The organism is Mycobacterium sp. GA-1841 (assembly GCF_001954135.1).
GTDB lineage: Bacteria > Actinomycetota > Actinomycetes > Mycobacteriales > Mycobacteriaceae > Mycobacterium.
The window spans coordinates 14,715-31,945 of the sequence record NZ_MBEQ01000038.1; the positions used below are offsets into that span (position 1 = coordinate 14,715).

Sequence of the window (17,231 nt, forward strand, 5' to 3'; positions counted from 1 at the left end):
CGCAGCGGTGTCGGTCATATCGGCAGCCTCACGTCACTGACGAACGCGTCGCGCACCCACGACACAAACTCATTCCACAAACCCGTCACCAGCGCGGCGCCCACCAGGATCAGCAGCACCCCACCGAAGATCTGGATGGTGCGGGTGTGCCGGCGCAACCAGCCCAGGCCGGTGACCGCGCGCGCCGAGCCCAGTGCCAGCAACACGAACGGGATTCCCAGGCCGAAGCAGTAGGCCAACACCAGCGCCACCCCCCGCGCCACCGTGGCGCCGTCGGTGGCCGAGGCCACCGCGATCACCCCGGTCAGCGTCGGCCCCAGGCACGGGGTCCAGCCGAGCGCGAACACCGCACCCAGCAGCGGTGCCCCGGCCATCGTGGACCACTGCCGCGGGGCGAACCTCGCCTGGCGTTGCAGCGCCGGGATGAAGCCGACGAACACCAGCCCCATCACGATCGTCACCACCCCGCCGATGCGTTGCAGCAGAACCTGATTGGCGATCAGCGTGGTGGTCATGCCCAGCACCGCCACCGCTCCGAGCAGGAACACCACGGTGAAACCCGCCACGAACAACGCCGCCGCACCGGCCACCCGCAGCCGTGCGGTGCGCGTGGCCTGTCGGGTGGCGCCGGAGACCACCGGGTCCTCCTGCACCCCGACGACGGCGGCCAGATACGACAGGTAACCGGGCACCAGCGGCACCACACACGGAGACGCGAACGACACCAGCCCGGCCAGCACACTGATCCCCAGCGCCAGCAGCACGGGCCCGGCCGCGGCGATCTCGCCGAAACCGGTCACTTCTGCGCGTCCTCGGGCGGGGCGGCCGGTTCGGCCGTCAACCGGGCCAGCAGCGGCTCCAGATCCTCGGCCAGCAGTTCACGCAGGAACACCGCGGCCACCCGGTGTTGCCGGTCGAGCACCACGGTCGACGGGATCACCGTGGTCGGGTACTTGCCGCCGAAGGCGATCATGGTGCGCATCGCCGGGTCGTAGATCGACGGAAAGGTGACCTTGCGATCGATGACGAAATCGACGGCGGCCTGACGGTTGTTGTCGCGCACGTTGATGCCGAGAAACGCCACGCCCTGATCGTGGGTCTCGGTGTACACCTTCTCCAGCTGGCTGATCTCGGCCCGGCACGGCCCACACCACTGCCCCCACACATTGATCACCACGACCTGGCCGGCGAAGTCGTCGAGGGAGATCGTCTTGGCCGGGTCGGTCAACGACGGGCCCGTCAATGCCCCTGGGCGGCCGCGGTTTTCGGGGGGATCGTAGAAGATGTCGGTCTTGCCGCCGGGGGCGACGAATTCGAAGGTGCCGCCCTGGGCCACGGCGTCGTCGCCCGTGGAGCATCCGGTGAGCAGTACCAGCCCTGCCAGCACCGCCACGCTCACCCGGGCGAGGAACGACCTCATTCAGATGCCCCAGGGCTCCGTATAGCCCCACCGGATCAGCGTGTCGTCCTCGAAGGTGAACGACGTGATCGAGGACAGGTTGCACAGTCGGCTGTGCGGCAACGGCAGGTGGGCGAGCTTGCGTCCGATCATCGCCCGGCGCAGCGTCTCGACGGGAAGCTGATGGCTGACGCACACCGCATCGTGGCCGGCCGCCTTCTCCCGGGCCCGGTGCATGGCCGCCATCATCCGGGGAGCGATTTCCGCGTACGGCTCACCCCAGGACGGTTTCGTGGGATTGCGCAGCAACGGCCAGTTCCGCGGATCGCGCAGGGCGCCGTCGCCCGGGGACACCCGCTTCCCCTCGAAGACGTTCCACGACTCGATGAGATCGTCGTCGGTCGCGATCGGCAGACCGTGCTTCTCGGCGATCGGCGCCGCCGTCTCCTGTGCCCGCTCCAGCGGCGAGGCCACCACGTAGACGATGTCCTTGTCGGCCAGCCAATCCGCGGCGGCCTGCGCCTGCGCCCGGCCCCGCTCGGAGAGGTGATAATCCGGCAACCGGCCGTAGAGCACCTTCTCGGGGTTGTGCACCTCGCCGTGGCGCATCACGTGCACCGTCGTTCTTGTCGGCACAGTTTTCGTCACGCCGTGGCCTCCGCGGCGGCACGGGCGGCAGCGGGCAGCGCGTCAGCGATCCGGGAGAACGCGTCGTCATCCAATGCCGCTGAGACGAACCAGGTTTCGAAGGCGCTGCACGGCGGATAGATCCCGGCTTCCAGCAGCGCATGGAAGAACGGTGGGAAACGCCAGGTTTCGGTGTCCTTGGCGGTGGCGAAGTCGGTGACCGGCTCCTGCGTGAAGAACACGCTGAGCATGTTGCCGGCGCGCTGAACCCGATGCGCCACACCGGCATCGGTCAGGGCCTCGGTGAGCAGACCGGCCAGCCGGTCGGCGTTGGCGTCCACCCGCGCGTAGGCGGCGTCGTCGGCGTGGCGCAACGTGGCCAGCCCGGCCGCCATCGCCACCGGGTTACCCGAGAGCGTGCCGGCCTGATACACCGGCCCGAGCGGGGCCAGCCGACCCATCACCTCGGCGCTGCCGCCGAACGCCGCGGCCGGCAGGCCGCCACTCATCACCTTGCCGAAGGTGAACAGGTCGGCGTCGACGGGATCGAGCCCGTACCAACCCGAACGGCTCACCCGGAAACCCGTCATCACCTCGTCGAGGATCAGCAGTGCACCGTGGGCCGCGGTGATCCGGCGCAACGCGGCGTTGAACCCGGGCATCGGCGGCACCGTGCCCATGTTGCCCGGGCTGGCTTCGGTGATGACACAAGCGATTTCGTCACCGAATCGCCCGAATATCTCCTCCACGGCCGCGACGTTGTTGTACGGCAGCACGATCGTGTCGGCCGCCGCGGCGCCGGTGACCCCCGGCGAGGACGGCAGCCCCAGGGTGGCGACGCCGGATCCGGCGTCGGCCAGCAGCGCGTCGCTGTGACCGTGGTAGCAGCCCGAGAACTTGATGATCTTGGCGCGCCCGGTGTAGCCGCGGGCCAGCCGGATCGCGCTCATGGTGGCCTCGGTGCCCGAGTTGACCAGACGCAACCGCTCGACCGGGGACACCCGAGCGATGATCTCGGCAGCCAGCTCCGTCTCCGAGGGCGTCGGGGCGCCGAAGCTCAGCCCGTCGGCGGCCACCCGCTGGACCGCCTCCACCACCGCCGGGTGCGCGTGGCCCAGCAGCATCGGACCCCACGAGCAGACCAGGTCGACGTAGCGATTGCCGTCGGCATCGGTGAGCCAGTAGCCCTGGGCGGAGGTGATGAACCTCGGGGTGCCTCCGACAGAGTTGAAGGCACGCACCGGGGAGTTCACCCCGCCGGGGATGACTGCACAGGCGTCGGCGAACAGCTGGGCCGATCGCTGGGTGTGCGGTTGGTCAACACGCATGGCCACCAGTGTCCCAGCCGGTGCAAATGCGTCAACTACAGGGTGTAGTGGGCACGGTCACCCATTCGTGTCACCCGCCCGCGTCACCGGCCGGCGTCAGCGCGAACACCGGGTGATCCGCATCGTCGGGCAGATCCCGGAAATAACCCTCCACGACCTTGCCCGCCAGCGGGCGGTAGGCCGCGATGACCGGTGCCCGCTGCTCCACCGGGACCTCGGCGGCGAGGTAGGTGTCCGATCCCAGCCGCACCCGCGGTTCGGCCCGCACATTGCGCACCCAATCCGACTCTCCACGGGTGGAGACCAGGTACTTCACCCCGTCGAGGACCGGCACGACCACCGGGAGCTGCTGCGACTGTTTGGTGCCGCGCCTTGTCACGGTCAGCGTCTGACTGCGCCCGGCGCCGGTGACCATGGCGATCCGATTGACCACCTTGCGGACGAACCACGGCGGTTTGAGATAGGCCATGGCCCCAGTCTCGGCATACATCGCCCGCGACGCCAGATTTTGCCCCCAGGCCGCAGCCCAGCGTCGCATCATGGGGCCATGCAACTCCCCCAATGGCTGGCCCGAGCCAACCGGTACGTCACCAACCCCATCCAGAAGCTCTGGGCGGGATGGGCGCCGCTGTTCGGCATCCTCGAACACGTCGGGCGCCGCTCCGGCAAGCCCTACCGCACTCCCCTGACGGTGTTCACCACCGACGAGGGCGTCGCGATCCTGCTCACCTACGGCCCGAACCGGGATTGGCTCAAGAACATCACGGCGGCCGGCCAGGCCCAGATGCGCCGGCACGGCAAGACCATCCGACTCGCCGACCCGCGCGTCGTGACGAAAGCGGAGGCCGCGCCCCACGTCCGGGGGCCGATTCGGTCGGTGTTCCCACGGCTGCCGTTCGAGCAGGCAGTGCTGTTACGCCGGGTCATCTGAACGGACCCGGCGCGCGATCCTTCTTCGGCGACTGTGTCCCTGGCCACTGGGGGTTTGACTTCCGCGAACCGGCGGGTACGTGGCCTGTCACGAAAGCACTCCACTGTGGCCGACCGGCCGAATGATTCGGAGAAGGGGCTGACATGGCCAAACACAGCAGGGCAACCGAGGCGCGCGAGGGCTTGATCGACTCGGTGAAGGGAAAAGCCAAAGAGATCGTCGGTGCGTTGACCGACAACGATTCGTTGACGGCCGAGGGCCAACTGGAGCAGAGCGCCGCCAAGGAGCGGCGAGCAGCCAACAACGCCGAGGCCATCGCCGACGCCGAAGCTCAGGAGGCGAGGCAAGAGGCCGCCGAGGCCCAACGCGAGGCGGCGCAATCCCGCGGCGAGGTCCAGGCCCGCACGGAGGCCGTCGAGAATTCTGTCGACCTTTCCCGGGCTGCCCAGAAGCGTTCGGCCGAACAGGCCGGCCGCCACGCCGTCCAACAGGCGACCACACGGGCCGAACTCGACGCACAGAGTGAGATCGAGCAGGCCAGAACCGACGAGAACGCCGAAGTCGGCGCGGCGGTGGCCGATGTGGCCGACGCGGTGGAGGAACACCGTGAAGCCGTCGCCGAGGCCGCCGAGACAAAGGTCGAAGCCGAGCGCTGGCGCGAGGCGGCGGATCAGATTTCTGCCGACCTCCCCGAAAACCCCGAGGAGAAGCGATGAATGTCATGGAAATCCCGTTCGCCGCGCTGCGCCTGCAGTACCGGATCGCGCGGTTCCCCCTTCAGGTGGTCGACGACCGGCTGATCTCGAAGCTGGACCCGGAATCGCCGGCGCGGTTGTTGTACCAACGCTCGCTCGGCTCGCTGGACGCCGGGATCGGCGGCGCCCTGGGGGACACCGAGCTCGCACAGCGGGGCACCGCCCTGCGTGATCGCAGCGACGCGCTGGTCCGCGCGGCTCAGCTGGACGCCGTCGCCGACGGGGAGTTGAAGGAGGCCGACGCCGAACTCGCGGCCGCCCGTGACCAGGCTGCCGAGGATGTCTCCGAGGCACGCGAGGATCGCCAACGCCGAACGACTGACGCCCGCCAGACCGCCAACGAGCGTAAAGGCGCTGCGGCTCAACGCGTTCAGAAGCAGACCGCCGAGGCCAAGCGACGCGTCGACGAAGTGGCGGAGCGACGGAAGAACTCTGCCGAGGCCGCCGGCGCCGCGGAGCTGGCCGAGATCCGCGCCGAAGAGCGGACCACGAAGGCCGCTGCGGAAGACAAACTGGACGACGCCACCGCCGCCCGGCAATCCGCAGCAGACAAACGCGTCAAGGCCGACAAGCTCGACGACCTGGCCGACACCGAATCAGAGAATCGGCAACGCGAGAAAGCCTGATCCGAACACCGTGCTCGACCCCCGGGGCTGCCGGCCTCGGGGGTCGACTGCTGTCGGGCCGCGATGCGGATCAGCACGAAAACGACCGACTGGCTTTTATTTTTTTCTGATGTATGGTCGGCCTCAGTGATTGTTTGCGAGTAAGGAGCAACGATGGCTGATAAATCTCAAGGTCGCGCGCCCAAAAAACCGGCGATGACCATCAAGGAACGCCGGGCGGCAAAGCGCGACAAGGCGGCCGAGGCCGGCGAGACCATTCCGCGCCGGAAGCGCCCGGACCGGGCCTAGCCCTCTGTACTGCAGTTTTTCCGGTTACCAGCCGCCAACGTAGCCGCTTCGCCGCGTCCCGCGCGGCTGGTCCGGATTTCCTTCGCATAAAACTGACGCATTGGATATTGGAAATTCCGCGTCGGACCGCTCCCAATTTATTGTTCAGGGTGGTCCATTTTGCGAAAAAGAAGATCGGACGACATATGACAATTATTTATTGACGTGGAGAACGGCGGGTGGAACTACAGTGGCGGATCGGGATACCGCCGGCCCGCAGGTGCTGGTGCTCGGTTGGCTGACGGATGTCTCCGGGGCGATCACCGCCGCGCTGGGGCGCCACGACATCACGGTCAAACACACCCACCCGCCGGGTAGCCACAAGCCGGATCGAAAGCGATGGCGCACAACGGCTTCGGCAGCGCCGCCATTGAGCGCAGCCGAGATCGACTCCATCGAATCGGTGATAGCCATCTTCGACGGGCACGCGGTGCGGTCACGGTTCGGCGGGCGTCAGAACTGCGCATCGCGCCGCCGGCTGCGGGTGAGCGCGAACGACGCGTGCGATTCGACGACCGCGGCCGCACTCACGGTGGGTGCGCGACGGGTCCTGCTGATCTGTGACGCGCGGCGCCTGCCTGGGCGCCGACGCGCGCTCGCAGCGAGCTGGACTCGCGATCTGGCACACCGGATCGGTTATGAATGCTCGGTCAACGGCCTGCCCGACAACGCGTCGTACGCGGTGATCGAATCCGATGCCGAGGTCACCGAGATCGCCGACGTGGTCGTGGGGTGGCATGACAGCGACGGACCGGGGTGGCCGGCGGTCACGTCCGCCAGTTCAGCACCTCGCCCGTCCCGGCCGTCATGATCGTGCCCGGCATCACCCGCAACCGGTACGGGGTGAGCCGCAGGGCGGCGAACTCGGCGGAGGTGGGCCCGTCACTCCACTGCGGGATGATGCGCGGGTCGTAGCCCACGGGCGCAGGCCCCTGGGCGAACCGGTCCCAGACCTGGCTGCAGGTGTCGTCGTCGGTGTACCACTCCACCAGGCAGTCTGCGGCACACGTGTCATGGTCGGGACTCCAGTAACTGACGGAGACGTACGGGTGCACCGCCAGGTGCGCCCTCTTGACGGGACTCGGCACGGTCGCGACCCAACCGAACAGATCGGTCCCGTCCCAGTCCCAGATCGGGTGCAGGATGCGGGTGCGCGGACGACCGTCGGCGTCGACGGTGGCTACCGACGCCCACACGATCTGGTGGGCCATCGCCGTGAACTCGGGCGCAATTCGCTCTAGCGGGGTCACCCCGTCACCTTAGGCACCGCGTCGTCCCCGACTGCGCTGTTACTTATCTGTGTCGTCCTGGCCGTAGCGGGGCTTGCCCTCGTCGTCGACCCAGTCGTTGACAGCGGTACCCGAGACCGTGCCGCCGCTGCCGGGCAACGTTACCGTCGGGCGCGAATCGTCATACGACTCCATGATGCGCGCCGCTTCTTTGTGGTGTTCTTCGGTGACTTCTGGAGGTTCCTGTGTAGTCATGGCTAACGGCTGCCCGAAAATGTGACCTACCAAACAGCAGGGCTCACGCCGGGACGGTACGCAGCGACGTCGGCAGGCTCGGCAGAAAGTGCCTGGTGGCGAACGCCCGAATGTCCTCGGCAGTGTCCAGCGGCTCGACACTGGGCAGCAACAGCACCATCGCCGCGTAGCGCAGGATGGTGTCGGCCAGATCGTTGACCGCCTGCGCCCCGATCCGCTCGGCGAAGCCGGCCGGGAAGATCACCTTCAGCGCCGCGGCCATCCGTTCGATCGCCGCGCCGTAGTGGGTGTGCAGCATCTCCATCACCAGGGCCGGTTCATCGGCGATCAGCTGGTTGAGCACATGGTGACGCCGGAACCGCAGGATCGACAGGGTGAACGCTTCGACGTAGTAATTCGACTGCGGGCCGGCATTTTTCAGCTCGTTGGCAATATCGGCGAACAACGCGACATTCTCACGTTCGATCACCGCCCCGACCAGCTCGTCACGGTTGGCGAATCTGCGATAGATCGTCGTGCGGCTGACGCCGGCCCGGCGCGCCACGTCGTCGAGCGCAACGCGGCGCAGGCCGTGGCGTTCGAATTCGACCAGGGCCGCATCGAGGATTGCGGCTACCGAATCAACCCCGGGCATAGCCTTTTTGGGCAAATTTGTTGTAGCGGACGCTCATCGGCAAATGATCCCACACCCAGTTCACCGGGCGGCTCCGCCAGAACGCGGCGAACCGCTGGTAGTTGCGTTCCTGGCGCTCGCTCCACGGCAGTTCGAGCAGATCCCGGGCCCGCGGCGGCAGACCGCCTGCCGTCAGGAAGGCCGCGACCGGGTTGAACACCGTGGCGACGATCCGCCACACCGCCGGGTGCACGGCCTTGGGGCACGGGAAACCCTTGGTGACATAGCCGACGCCGTAGCGGGCGGACTTGTGTGGGACGGCGACCTCGTTGAGCATCCGGTCCCAGTACTGCTCGAACTCGGCGTAGGTGGCGGGCATCGGCCGGTCGCTGACCCCGTAACGGCGGTACCAGGTCTTGGACTCCAGATAGATCTGCTCCTTCTCCGCGTCGCTGAGGCGCTTCACGAAGGTGTCGGCGAAGTAGAAGATCTGCTCGACGAATGTCGCATGGGCCCAGAAGTAGGTGTCGGGATCGAGCGCGTGGTATTTCGACCCATCCGGCATATCGCCCTTGACGTGGTGGTGGAAGTCACGCACCTGCAGGCCGGCATTCTCCTCATCGGAGCCGTAGACCGTGCGGAAGATCGGCGGGATGGTGCGCTTGAGCCGCTCGGCGGTGTCGGCGAAGAACGTCGAGTGGTCCAGGACGCCCTGGCCGAGCTGGGCCAACATGTTCTGCAGGACGGCGGGACGCGGTCCGATCAGGTACATCCGGTTGTCGCCGAAGTACTTCCAGACCAGCGATTCGGGCCCCAGCGGCAAGGCGTCCGCCTGCTGCGGCTGCTCGACCAATTCAGTCATGGACACAGTGTTACAGATTTCGCACTTTGTACCAAGAGGTCTGTGACGACACTCACCGATCACCACGGAAACGCGGCTGACCAGCGGTTGAAAAGACGACCGCAGGGTAATCAGCGTCGATGACCAGTTCTTCAGCGGTGAGTGAACCCGCCCAGCCCGACAAGGCTGACAAGCCCGCCAAGGCCGACAAGCCCGCCAAGGCCGACAACTCAGACAAAGCCCACGCACCGTCGCTGCCCAGCCAGGTCGACGACGAGGTGCCCCTCTTCGATCGCTTCGCCTCCAGCGTCGCCGAGCGGGTTTCCAAGGCCTGGTTCTTCGTGGCCTGTGTGCTGATCGTGGTGATCTGGGCGCCCACGTTCGTCGTGCTGGATCTCGACACCTGGCAGTTGATCATCAACACCCTGACCACGATCATCACGTTCCTGCTGGTGGCGCTGCTGCAGAACACCCAGACCCGCAACGACAACGCGCTGCAGCACAAGCTGAATGCCATCGCCGACGCGCTGTCGGACCTGATGCGCGAAGTCGGCGGCGACGACCGCAGCCTCGACAAGGACCGCCGCGAACTGCACGCCGCCGTCGGCCTGGAAGACCACGAGAGCACCGACTGATCACCGCGCCGGCGCCAGGTCACACCCAGGTCAGCGGGTCCAGCGCGAGGTAGAACCGCAGTCGGTCCTCGTCGATCGGCGCCGGATAGTGCGCGGCCAGCCCGGCCGCCGCGCCCTCGGCGAACCGGGGGAAGGTGTCAGCTGTATTGGCCGACAACAACGCCAGATCGGCATGCCGATCGGCGAGTCCGAGCCGGCCCAGGTCGACAAATCCCGCGACCGTGAACCGGTCGGGGTCGATCACGATGTTGGGCAGACACAGGTCGCCATGGCACACCACGAGGTCACCGGCTTCTTGGCCGCGCCGCTGCTCCACCTCCCGTTCGACGCGAGCCAGCAGTTCGGCGGCCGGGACATCCCGGTCCTCGTCGCGCAAGAACTCGCGGTCCACCGCATCGGCGGCGACGGTCGCGCGGGCCCTGGCCACCATGTCGTCCAGATCGCGGTGATACGAACAGACCTCGACCGCGATGGTGTGCAACTCCGCGACGGCAGCCACGATCGCCGGCCAGGATGCCCGCAGGACCGTCTCCGGCAGCCGGTCGGCAGTGGCACCGCTCAGGGCACCGGTGATCAGGAACGCACCGCCGTCGTCGTCGATACCCCAGTCGATCACCGGCGGGGACGGCACACCCCGGCTGCGAGCCCAGGACAACCGGTCCCGTTCGTCGGCCAGATCGGCAACGCCGTCGGGCCCGACCGTCTTTGCGTACCGCGAACCGTCGGCACTACGGAACACCGCTGCGCCGGACTCCCCGCCGGACACGGCATGCCAATCCGTCACCGTCAGCGCCGCAGCCGCGCGATACCCACCACGATCAGCACGCCGGCCACGCCGGCCAGCAGCAACGACAACACCAGCAGCGGCGACGAATACGTCACCGCCGTTGTCGCGGGTTCGCCGTCCAGTACCGGCGCCACGTCGATCGTGCGCGCGGCCGCGCTCCAGCTCAGGACACAGCCCACCGCAGCGGCCGCGGCCACCAGGAACTCGACGACAGCCCGGCGTTTCACTGGATGCGCTCCTCGACCAGCGCCTCCAGCGCTTCGCGCAGCTTGCGATGCTTACGGGCCCAGGCCTGCGCATTGCGTTTACCGGTGAGCTTGAGTCCGATGCCGGTGCGTCCCCTCGGCACGCCGGTGAGCTCACCGAGCGCTCGGGCGGACTGCCACTTCGGCACCTCGGAACCCGAGGCCTCGGGATAGATTTCCACGATTTCGTCGACCCGCGTCGACTCGGCGCCCTGCCGCAAGGTGTCGGCGGTCAACTCGACCGAGGTGTGGATACGCGCGGCCTTGATCTGGATGGCGACGAACCCCGACACCAACAGCAGGAACACCAGCGGGATCCACAGGTCGTGCCCGTAGCCGCCGGTCTTCTGCAGGATCGCCATGCCGATCCCGGCGAACGGCCCCAACAACAGCCACGCCCAGCTCGCGCCCTGTTCGTAGAACAGCACTTTCGAAGCCGCCTTGTGCACCGGCTCACTCACCATCGACTCCCCTCCGCAGCGACAGCGCGCTCAGCCCGGTTCCCACGATCAGCAACACCACACCGAACACCGTGAGAATGTGGACCACGCCGAACCGCGCGGTCAACGCCACGATGACCATGATCGCCAGCGACAACGCGATCGCCGCGCGCAGGTAGCGACGGTCACCGGTCCGGCTCCGTCCGGCCAGGAAGGCCATGCCGAGCCCGGCAAGAGCGGTCAGCACCCCGCCGCCGCGGAACAGCCAGGTGTCCAGCCCCGGCAGGCTCACCGACGCCGCGATCATCCCGCCGACGATCAACAGAACCGCCGCGACCAGCCAAAAGGAGAAGCCGACGGTCGCCACGAGCGGCCGGTTCGGGGCTGGGCGTGACTCTGACGATGCGGGCGGTGAAGGCATTGTCGGCAAAGCGTAGCGAATCAGCGGGTGAAGAAGGCGTCGGCATCCTTGCGGTAGAGCAAGTACAGCCCGCCGGCGATCAGTACCGAACCGACGATCGCGGTGACGGCATAGCCCACGGCGGCCGCATCCTGGCGCTCGCCGGTCAGCAGGCTGCTGACCGAGTGCAAGATCGCCACCAGTCCCCCACTGGTCAACACCGTGCGTGCCCAGCGATAGCCCTGGCGCATGAGCGCCAGGAAGGCCCCCACGATGGAGGTCAGGACCACCAGGAACATCACGGAGAAGATGACGGTCATCGAGCGTTGGGCGCCGGAGCCGGATCCGGTCAGCGCGTCGACGAGATACCCGAGCACCATCAGTGCCAGCGCGGCCGTCCACAACCAGAACCCGGTGTCCACGTCGTCGGGGCGCCCGGTGGGGATCTGGTGCGGTTCGGTCACGCGAGCCAGCCGGCGACCTCAGCCGCCCAATACGTCAATACGATGTCGGCGCCGGCCCGCCGGATGCTGGTCAACGACTCCACCGCGGCGGCCTGCAGGTCGATCCAACCGTTGGCCGCGGCCGCACAGATCATCGAGTACTCACCGGAAATCTGATATGCCGCAACGGGCACCGGAGAGATGTCGGCAGCGGCGCGCACCACGTCCAGGTAGCTCATCGCGGGCTTGACCATCACGATGTCGGCCCCCTCGTCCAGGTCGAGTTCGATCTCGTGGACGGCTTCGCGGATATTGCCGGGATCCTGTTGATAGGTGCGGCGATCTCCGGTCAGGCTGGAGGACACCGCCTCCCGAAACGGGCCGTAGAACGCCGAGGCGAACTTGGCCGCATAGGCCAGGATCGCGACATCGGTGTGCCCGGCCTCGTCCAGCCCGTCGCGGATGGCGGCCACCTGACCGTCCATCATGCCGCTCGGACCCACCACGTGTGCACCCGATTGTGCTTGTGCCACAGCAAGTTCCACATAACGCGCATTGGTGGTGTCGTTGTCCACCCGGCCGGTGGCGTCCAGCACGCCGCAATGCCCGTGGTCGGTGAACTCGTCCAGGCAGGTGTCGGCCATCAGCACGGTGGCGTCACCGAGGTCCTTGGCCAGATCCCGCAACGCCACGTTGAGGATGCCGTCCGGATCGATGCCGACGGCGCCGGTCGGATCCTTGTCCTCGTCGCGGGGCACACCGAACAGCATCAACCCGCCCACCCCCGACGCCACCGCGTCGGCAGCCGCACGGCGCAAGGAATCCCTGGTGTGTTGCACCACGCCGGGCATCGAGGAGATCGGCCGCGGCTCCGCGATGCCGTCGGCGACGAACATCGGCAACACCAGATGCCGTGGCTCCAACGAGGATTGAGCGACCAGCCGGCGCATCGCCGGGGTGCTGCGCAACCTGCGGGGTCGGTGCCGGGGGAATGCCACTGGCGCACGTCTCCTTTTCCGGCGGTTGTCTACCTGCGGCGGCTCTTCTTGCGCGGCGGGGGCAGCGCCCCCTCGGCCCGCAACCGGGCGGCGTGCTCGGCGAGCGCGTCGACCAGCGGTCCGACCGCAGCCGTCTCCGGCTGGACATCCACGCGCAGGCCGAATTCGGCTGCGGTTTCAGCAGTTTTCGGGCCGATGCAGGCCACGATGGTCCGGGCGTGCGGCTTGCCGGCGATGCCGACCAGGTTGCGCACCGTCGAGCTCGACGTGAAGCAGACCGCGTCGAAACCACCGGTCTTGATCATCTCGCGCGTCTGCGCCGGCGGCGGAGCGGCCCGCACGGTGCGGTAGGCGGTGACATCCTCGATCTCCCAGCCGCGTTCGCGCAGTCCCTCGGCCAGCGTCTCGGTGGCGATGTCGGCGCGCGGCAGCAGCACCCGGTTCACCGGATCGAAAACCTCGTCGAACGGCGGGAACTCGTCGAGCAAGCCGAGTGAGGACTGCTCACCCGACGGCACCAGCTCGGGATTGATCCCGAACGCGCGCACCTTGTCGGCGGTGGCCTGCCCGACGCAGGCGATCTTCACACCGGAGAAGGCCCGCGCATCGAGACCGAACTCGTTGAACTTCTCCCAGACCGCTCGCACGGCGTTGGTGGAGGTGAACACCACCCACTGGAACCGGCCGTCGACCAGACCCTTGACCGCGCGCTCCATCTGCGCGGGGCTGCGCGGCGGCTCGACGGCGATGGTGGGCACCTCGATCGGCAGGGCGCCGTGGCCCACCAGCTTGTCGCTCATCTCGCCGGCCTGGTCCTTGGTGCGCGGCACCAGCACGGTCCAGCCGTACAGGGCGCGGCTCTCCCACCAGTTCAGCTTGGCCCGGTTGGCCACGGTCTTGCCGATGGTGACGACCAGCGGACCGGTCAGCGGCCCGGCCAGCTCGCTTCCGGCGGGCTTTTCCAGCACAGCCTTGTCGGTCAGCCCGCCGAGCGTGGTCTCGACCGAGCGCTGCTGGCAGGTGGTGCCGCTCGCGGTCACCACCGCGGGCGTGGTGTCGACGAGCCCGTGCTCGATCAGGGTGCGCGCGGCGTCCGGCAGATGCGAGGCCGTGGCGTGCAGGATCAGCGGCCCCGGCGCGGCGGCCAGCGCGGCCCAATCCACGTCACCGCGGACATCGGCCACGGTGTGGGCAGACCCCAGCGGCAGACCCGCGTAGGTGGGCACCGCGCTGGTGGCGGGCAGCCCGGGGACGATCTCGAAGTTCACATGGCTCTTGGCCAGGGCGCCGATCTCGGTGATCACCGCGTCGACCGACAGCGGATCACCGGCGACCAGACGCACCACGTCGTAGCCGTGCCGGGCCTCGGCGGCCAGGGTCTTGGCCACCTCGGCCGGATCGCCGAGGGCGGGGCGGATCTCAGGGCCACCCGGGATGACCGCGGCCTGCGCGGCATCTGAGGCAGTGCCGGAATCGACGTTGGCCCCGTCGCCGGTGTCGGCCTTGGCCGGCTCAGCCGGTGCCGGGCCCGAAGCCGGCGGCAGCTCGGTACCGACCAGCGCCAGCACTGCTTCCGGCACGTCGGGATCGGTGAACACCAACTCGGCGTGCGCCAACACGGCTTGTGCCCGTGCCGTCAGCAACCCCGGATCTCCCGGGCCTGAGCCGACAAATGTGATGCGGCCGGGCTTTGCCTTGCGACCTCGCATGGTCATTCTTCACTCCCGCGCTCTACCAACAGCTCGCGTGCACCCAGCTCGAAAAGCTCCGCGGCCACCGAGAGACCCAGCTCAGCGGCCCGACCGGGAGTCCCGATGCCGGACGCACGGATCACGTCGGATCCGTCCAGCGTCGCCACGCAGCCGCGCAACGACAGCTCCTCGAAGACATTGCCGTCCTCATCGATGGACTCGACCACTTCAGCGATCGCGCCCACCGGTGCGGAACAACCCGCCTCCAGTTCGGCGAGCAGGATCCGTTCGGCGGTGACCGCGGCGCGCGTGTCGGCGTCGTCCAGCTCCGACAGCACCGAGATCAACTCGGCGTCGCCGGCGCGGCACTCCACCGCAAGCGCTCCCTGAGCCGGTGCCGGCAACATCTGCACCGGCTCGAGCGTCTCGGTGACCACCTCGAGTCGTCCGATACGGGCGAGTCCCGCGCGGGCGACCACGATGGCGTCGAGATCACCGCTCGTAACCCTGTTCAACCTGGTATCTAGGTTGCCTCGTAGGGGGCGGATTTCCAAACCGAGACCCAGTGCTCTAAGCTGCGCGGCCCGCCGCGGGCTCGACGTGCCGATCGTGGAGCCCGCCGGCAACTCGCCGAGCACCATTCCGTCCCGGGCCACCAGGGCGTCACGGGGATCCTCACGGCGTGGAACGGCCGGGATCGCGAACCGGGCGTCGCGCGCGGTCGGCAAATCCTTGTACGAGTGCACGGCCATGTCGACCCGGCCGTCGTCGATCGCCTCGCGCAGCGCGGCGGTGAACACGCCGACGCCGATGTCGGCGATCGGGCCCTGGTTGCGGTCGCCTTCGGTCGAGATGATCACCAGCTCACAGGGGTGACCGGCAGCCAGCAAAGCGTCCCTGATGGTGCCGGCCTGCGTGGTCGCCAGCAGGCTACCCCGGGTGCCGATCCGGATTACCGTATCGCGCGTTTTTTCCAAGACCTACTCAGACTTGTCGAGATCCGTTGTCATAAAGGGCAATTCGCTGGCCGCCACAGCTTCGACGGCCTGCGGATCGAGTTCGAACAGCTCACGCAAGGCTTCTGCGTAGCTGTCCCCGCCAGGTGCACTGGCGAGTTGTTTCACCCGCACCGTGGGTGCGTGCAAAAGCTTGTCGACGACCCGGCGGACGGTCTTGGCCACCTCTTCGCGGTGCGTCGCCTCAAGTTCGGGCAGCCGGTTGTCCAGCCGCAGCAGCTCGGCCTCCACCACGTCGGCGGCCCGTTGCCGCAACGCGGTGACGGTCGGGGTGACCTCGGCCATCCGCTGGCCGGCCAGGTAGTTGGCAACCTCGGTGGCCACGATCGTGCGGGCCGCGTCGGCGTCGGTGGCCGCTGCCCGCGCCGAGGGCTCGCGCTGGATCCGCTCCATGTCGACCACCCAGACACCGGGCAGCCCGGCCACGGCCGGATCGACGTCGCGGGGCATCCCGAGGTCGCAGATGACCAACTGCCGCTCGCTGCCGACGGCGTTGCGCTGGGCCAGGGCATGGTGCACATCGGCCAGGGAGACCACGGGGCGTACCGCCCCGGTGCTGCTGACGACGACGTCGGCGTCGGCCAGCGCTTCGTCCACCTGGTCCAAGGACCAGGCCTGCGCCTGGATGCCCTGCTCGGTCAGGTTGTGAGCCAGCCGCTGGGCCCGCGGCAACGAGCGGTTGACCACGTGGACCCGCTCGATTCCCGCCCGCACCAGGTGGGCACCGGCCAGGGCCCCCATCGAGCCCGCGCCGACGACTGCGGCCGTGCGTCCGGCGAGCCCGCCGTCAAGTTTGGTTTCGGCCATGCCCAGGGCGACGGAGACCACCGAGGCGCCCGCGGCGTCGATGCCCGTCTCCGAGTGCACGCGCTTGCCCACGTTGAGTGCCCGTTGGGCCAGTTCGTGAAGGGTGCGTCCGACGGTCTGGTGTTCCTCGGCCGAGGCGTATGCACGACGAACCTGCCCCAGCACCTGCGCTTCGCCGATGACCGCCGAGTCCAGACCGCTGGTCACCGCGAACAGATGCTCGACGGCGGCCTCGGCGTACCGCACGTAGGCGTATTTGGTCAGATCGTTGAGCGACATGCCGGAATGCTCGGAGAGCACCTGCCCGATGATCGACAGGCCGCCGTGGAAGGCCTCCACCACGGCGTACACCTCGACACGGTTGCAGGTCGAGAGCACCATGGCCTCGGTGACCAACGAGGATCGCAGCACCTCGTCGATGATCTTGGCCTGATCCGACTCGTCAGTGCTCAACTGCTCGAGAACAGACACCGGCGCGCTGCGGTGCGAAACCCCGAATAGCAGCACACTCACGGCTTCATCACCACGTCACCAAGGTAATCGTTTTCTCCCCCGCCCACCAAATTTCACCTGGCGGTGAGGTCGGCCCGAAGCTGCTGCTCGTCGACTTCCCAATAGCTGTGTTCGGTTCCGTTCAGCAAAATAACCGGCAGCAGGTCGCCGAACCGGGCCCGCAGCGACGGGTCGCCCGCGGCGGCTGCGGTATCGACATCGGTGTTCACCAGCTCGAAGTCCAGCTCGTCGCGCAACGCGGCCAGCTGCCGCGCCGCCGCGGCGCACATACCGCAACCGGCCCTGGTCAGCAACGTCACAGTGTTCCCCCCCCCCCCCCCCCCAC

The 17,231-nt window shown here is 68.0% G+C and carries 25 protein-coding genes; 6 read left to right on the top strand and 19 right to left on the bottom strand.

Translation table 11 applies throughout. The annotated features are described in order from the left end of the window. Positions 1–14: 14 nt before the first annotated feature. The 5 genes from A5740_RS10045 to A5740_RS10065 form a co-directional block, all read right to left on the bottom strand. Positions 15–800, bottom strand: a complete 786-nt coding sequence (locus tag A5740_RS10045) for a cytochrome c biogenesis CcdA family protein (protein ID WP_076193625.1) — start codon at positions 798–800, stop codon at positions 15–17. Further along, positions 797–1,420: a TlpA disulfide reductase family protein gene (locus tag A5740_RS10050; RefSeq protein WP_076193626.1), complete on the bottom strand. Its 624-nt coding sequence runs from the start codon at positions 1,418–1,420 to the stop codon at positions 797–799. The genes A5740_RS10045 and A5740_RS10050 overlap by 4 nt, the downstream gene beginning before the upstream one ends. Then, entirely contained in the window at positions 1,421–2,008 is a 588-nt protein-coding gene (locus tag A5740_RS10055; RefSeq protein ID WP_076193660.1) for a histidine phosphatase family protein, read from the bottom strand. It lies immediately after the preceding gene. Between the two features lie 35 nt (positions 2,009–2,043). Continuing rightward, the gene (gene hemL, locus A5740_RS10060; protein ID WP_076193628.1) at positions 2,044–3,354 is read right to left on the bottom strand and encodes a glutamate-1-semialdehyde 2,1-aminomutase; all 1,311 of its coding nucleotides are present in this window, start codon (positions 3,352–3,354) and stop codon (positions 2,044–2,046) included. 70 nt (positions 3,355–3,424) lie between these two features. After that, positions 3,425–3,823 (bottom strand): nitroreductase/quinone reductase family protein, encoded by a 399-nt coding sequence (locus A5740_RS10065; RefSeq protein WP_076193662.1) that lies wholly within the window; start codon positions 3,821–3,823, stop codon positions 3,425–3,427. 78 nt (positions 3,824–3,901) lie between these two features. Between A5740_RS10065 and A5740_RS10070 the strand changes: the two genes are divergently transcribed. The 5 genes from A5740_RS10070 (at position 3,902) to A5740_RS10085 (ending at position 6,804) form a co-directional block, all read left to right on the top strand. Beyond that, positions 3,902–4,285 (top strand): nitroreductase family deazaflavin-dependent oxidoreductase, encoded by a 384-nt coding sequence (locus A5740_RS10070; RefSeq protein WP_076193630.1) that lies wholly within the window; start codon positions 3,902–3,904, stop codon positions 4,283–4,285. A 143-nt stretch (positions 4,286–4,428) separates the two neighbouring features. Continuing rightward, positions 4,429–5,001, top strand: coding sequence for a CsbD family protein (locus A5740_RS10075; RefSeq protein WP_076193632.1), 573 nt, complete (start codon positions 4,429–4,431; stop codon positions 4,999–5,001). Beyond that, entirely contained in the window at positions 4,998–5,666 is a 669-nt protein-coding gene (locus A5740_RS10080) for a hypothetical protein (protein WP_076193633.1), read from the top strand. Before A5740_RS10075 ends, A5740_RS10080 begins: the two co-directional genes overlap by 4 nt. A gap of 153 nt (positions 5,667–5,819) precedes the next feature. Further along, a complete protein-coding gene (locus A5740_RS29320; protein WP_255376482.1) occupies positions 5,820–5,954 on the top strand; it encodes a hypothetical protein in 135 nt (44 codons plus the stop codon). Positions 5,955–6,183: 229 nt separating this feature from the next. Beyond that, a complete protein-coding gene (locus A5740_RS10085; protein WP_076193635.1) occupies positions 6,184–6,804 on the top strand; it encodes a hypothetical protein in 621 nt (206 codons plus the stop codon). On the opposite strand, the gene A5740_RS10090 is transcribed toward A5740_RS10085, so the two are convergent. The 4 genes from A5740_RS10090 to A5740_RS10105 are packed head-to-tail and all read right to left on the bottom strand — an operon-like array spanning position 6,761 to position 8,952. Then, on the bottom strand, positions 6,761–7,243 hold the full coding sequence (locus A5740_RS10090) for a pyridoxamine 5'-phosphate oxidase family protein (RefSeq protein WP_076193637.1): 483 nt from the start codon (positions 7,241–7,243) through the stop codon (positions 6,761–6,763). The two genes, A5740_RS10085 and A5740_RS10090, sit on opposite strands and share 44 nt — an antisense overlap. 39 nt (positions 7,244–7,282) lie before the next feature. Next, positions 7,283–7,477 (bottom strand): hypothetical protein, encoded by a 195-nt coding sequence (locus tag A5740_RS10095; RefSeq protein WP_076193639.1) that lies wholly within the window; start codon positions 7,475–7,477, stop codon positions 7,283–7,285. Positions 7,478–7,520: 43 nt separating this feature from the next. Further along, a complete protein-coding gene (locus A5740_RS10100; protein WP_076193641.1) occupies positions 7,521–8,111 on the bottom strand; it encodes a TetR/AcrR family transcriptional regulator in 591 nt (196 codons plus the stop codon). Beyond that, entirely contained in the window at positions 8,098–8,952 is an 855-nt protein-coding gene (locus A5740_RS10105) for an oxygenase MpaB family protein (RefSeq protein ID WP_076193643.1), read from the bottom strand. The genes A5740_RS10100 and A5740_RS10105 overlap by 14 nt, the downstream gene beginning before the upstream one ends. A gap of 233 nt (positions 8,953–9,185) precedes the next feature. Between A5740_RS10105 and A5740_RS10110 the strand changes: the two genes are divergently transcribed. Then, positions 9,186–9,566: a low affinity iron permease family protein gene (locus tag A5740_RS10110; protein ID WP_076193664.1), complete on the top strand. Its 381-nt coding sequence runs from the start codon at positions 9,186–9,188 to the stop codon at positions 9,564–9,566. A 19-nt stretch (positions 9,567–9,585) separates the two neighbouring features. Here the strand turns inward: A5740_RS10110 and A5740_RS10115 are convergent, their stop codons facing one another. The 10 genes from A5740_RS10115 to A5740_RS10160 all read right to left on the bottom strand — a co-directional run bounded on the left by A5740_RS10115 (position 9,586) and on the right by A5740_RS10160 (position 17,205). Beyond that, positions 9,586–10,356, bottom strand: a complete 771-nt coding sequence (locus A5740_RS10115) for an APH(3'') family aminoglycoside O-phosphotransferase (protein WP_076193666.1) — start codon at positions 10,354–10,356, stop codon at positions 9,586–9,588. Then, entirely contained in the window at positions 10,353–10,580 is a 228-nt protein-coding gene (locus tag A5740_RS28925) for a hypothetical protein (RefSeq protein WP_076193668.1), read from the bottom strand. The genes A5740_RS10115 and A5740_RS28925 overlap by 4 nt, the downstream gene beginning before the upstream one ends. Then, complete coding sequence (locus tag A5740_RS10125; RefSeq protein WP_254849133.1) at positions 10,577–11,059, bottom strand: DUF3093 domain-containing protein; 483 nt, start codon at positions 11,057–11,059, stop codon at positions 10,577–10,579. The genes A5740_RS28925 and A5740_RS10125 overlap by 4 nt, the downstream gene beginning before the upstream one ends. Continuing rightward, the gene (locus A5740_RS10130) at positions 11,052–11,405 is read right to left on the bottom strand and encodes a hypothetical protein (protein WP_371454743.1); all 354 of its coding nucleotides are present in this window, start codon (positions 11,403–11,405) and stop codon (positions 11,052–11,054) included. Before A5740_RS10130 ends, A5740_RS10125 begins: the two co-directional genes overlap by 8 nt. A gap of 74 nt (positions 11,406–11,479) precedes the next feature. After that, on the bottom strand, positions 11,480–11,902 hold the full coding sequence (locus tag A5740_RS10135; protein WP_076193647.1) for a hypothetical protein: 423 nt from the start codon (positions 11,900–11,902) through the stop codon (positions 11,480–11,482). Further along, complete coding sequence (hemB, locus tag A5740_RS10140) at positions 11,899–12,879, bottom strand: porphobilinogen synthase (RefSeq protein WP_076193649.1); 981 nt, start codon at positions 12,877–12,879, stop codon at positions 11,899–11,901. The genes A5740_RS10135 and hemB overlap by 4 nt, the downstream gene beginning before the upstream one ends. A 29-nt stretch (positions 12,880–12,908) precedes the next feature. Beyond that, on the bottom strand, positions 12,909–14,594 hold the full coding sequence (locus tag A5740_RS10145) for a bifunctional uroporphyrinogen-III C-methyltransferase/uroporphyrinogen-III synthase (protein ID WP_076193651.1): 1,686 nt from the start codon (positions 14,592–14,594) through the stop codon (positions 12,909–12,911). Further along, positions 14,591–15,547 carry a hydroxymethylbilane synthase gene (gene hemC, locus A5740_RS10150; RefSeq protein WP_076193652.1) on the bottom strand — a complete coding sequence of 319 codons (957 nt, stop codon included), beginning with the start codon at positions 15,545–15,547 and terminating at the stop codon, positions 14,591–14,593. Before hemC ends, A5740_RS10145 begins: the two co-directional genes overlap by 4 nt. A gap of 3 nt (positions 15,548–15,550) precedes the next feature. Next, complete coding sequence (locus tag A5740_RS10155) at positions 15,551–16,906, bottom strand: glutamyl-tRNA reductase (RefSeq protein WP_076193654.1); 1,356 nt, start codon at positions 16,904–16,906, stop codon at positions 15,551–15,553. 53 nt (positions 16,907–16,959) lie between these two features. Further along, positions 16,960–17,205, bottom strand: a complete 246-nt coding sequence (locus tag A5740_RS10160) for a glutaredoxin family protein (RefSeq protein WP_076193655.1) — start codon at positions 17,203–17,205, stop codon at positions 16,960–16,962. Between the last annotated feature and the right edge of the window lie 26 nt (positions 17,206–17,231).

Excerpts from the sequence above, each read along its gene's own strand:
- A5740_RS10050 (WP_076193626.1), bottom strand. The coding sequence starts at position 1,420 with ATGAGGTCGTTCCTCGCCCGGGTGAGCGTGGCGGTGCTGGCAGGGCTG.
- A5740_RS10100 (WP_076193641.1), bottom strand. The coding sequence starts at position 8,111 with ATGCCCGGGGTTGATTCGGTAGCCGCAATCCTCGATGCGGCCCTGGTC.
- A5740_RS10145 (WP_076193651.1), bottom strand. The coding sequence starts at position 14,594 with ATGACCATGCGAGGTCGCAAGGCAAAGCCCGGCCGCATCACATTTGTC.
- A5740_RS29320 (WP_255376482.1), top strand. The coding sequence starts at position 5,820 with ATGGCTGATAAATCTCAAGGTCGCGCGCCCAAAAAACCGGCGATGACC.
- hemL (WP_076193628.1), bottom strand. The coding sequence starts at position 3,354 with ATGCGTGTTGACCAACCGCACACCCAGCGATCGGCCCAGCTGTTCGCC.
- A5740_RS10105 (WP_076193643.1), bottom strand. The coding sequence starts at position 8,952 with ATGACTGAATTGGTCGAGCAGCCGCAGCAGGCGGACGCCTTGCCGCTG.
- A5740_RS10065 (WP_076193662.1), bottom strand. The coding sequence starts at position 3,823 with ATGGCCTATCTCAAACCGCCGTGGTTCGTCCGCAAGGTGGTCAATCGG.
- A5740_RS10070 (WP_076193630.1), top strand. The coding sequence starts at position 3,902 with ATGCAACTCCCCCAATGGCTGGCCCGAGCCAACCGGTACGTCACCAAC.
- A5740_RS10080 (WP_076193633.1), top strand. The coding sequence starts at position 4,998 with ATGAATGTCATGGAAATCCCGTTCGCCGCGCTGCGCCTGCAGTACCGG.
- A5740_RS10055 (WP_076193660.1), bottom strand. The coding sequence starts at position 2,008 with ATGCGCCACGGCGAGGTGCACAACCCCGAGAAGGTGCTCTACGGCCGG.
- A5740_RS10075 (WP_076193632.1), top strand. The coding sequence starts at position 4,429 with ATGGCCAAACACAGCAGGGCAACCGAGGCGCGCGAGGGCTTGATCGAC.
- A5740_RS10095 (WP_076193639.1), bottom strand. The coding sequence starts at position 7,477 with ATGACTACACAGGAACCTCCAGAAGTCACCGAAGAACACCACAAAGAA.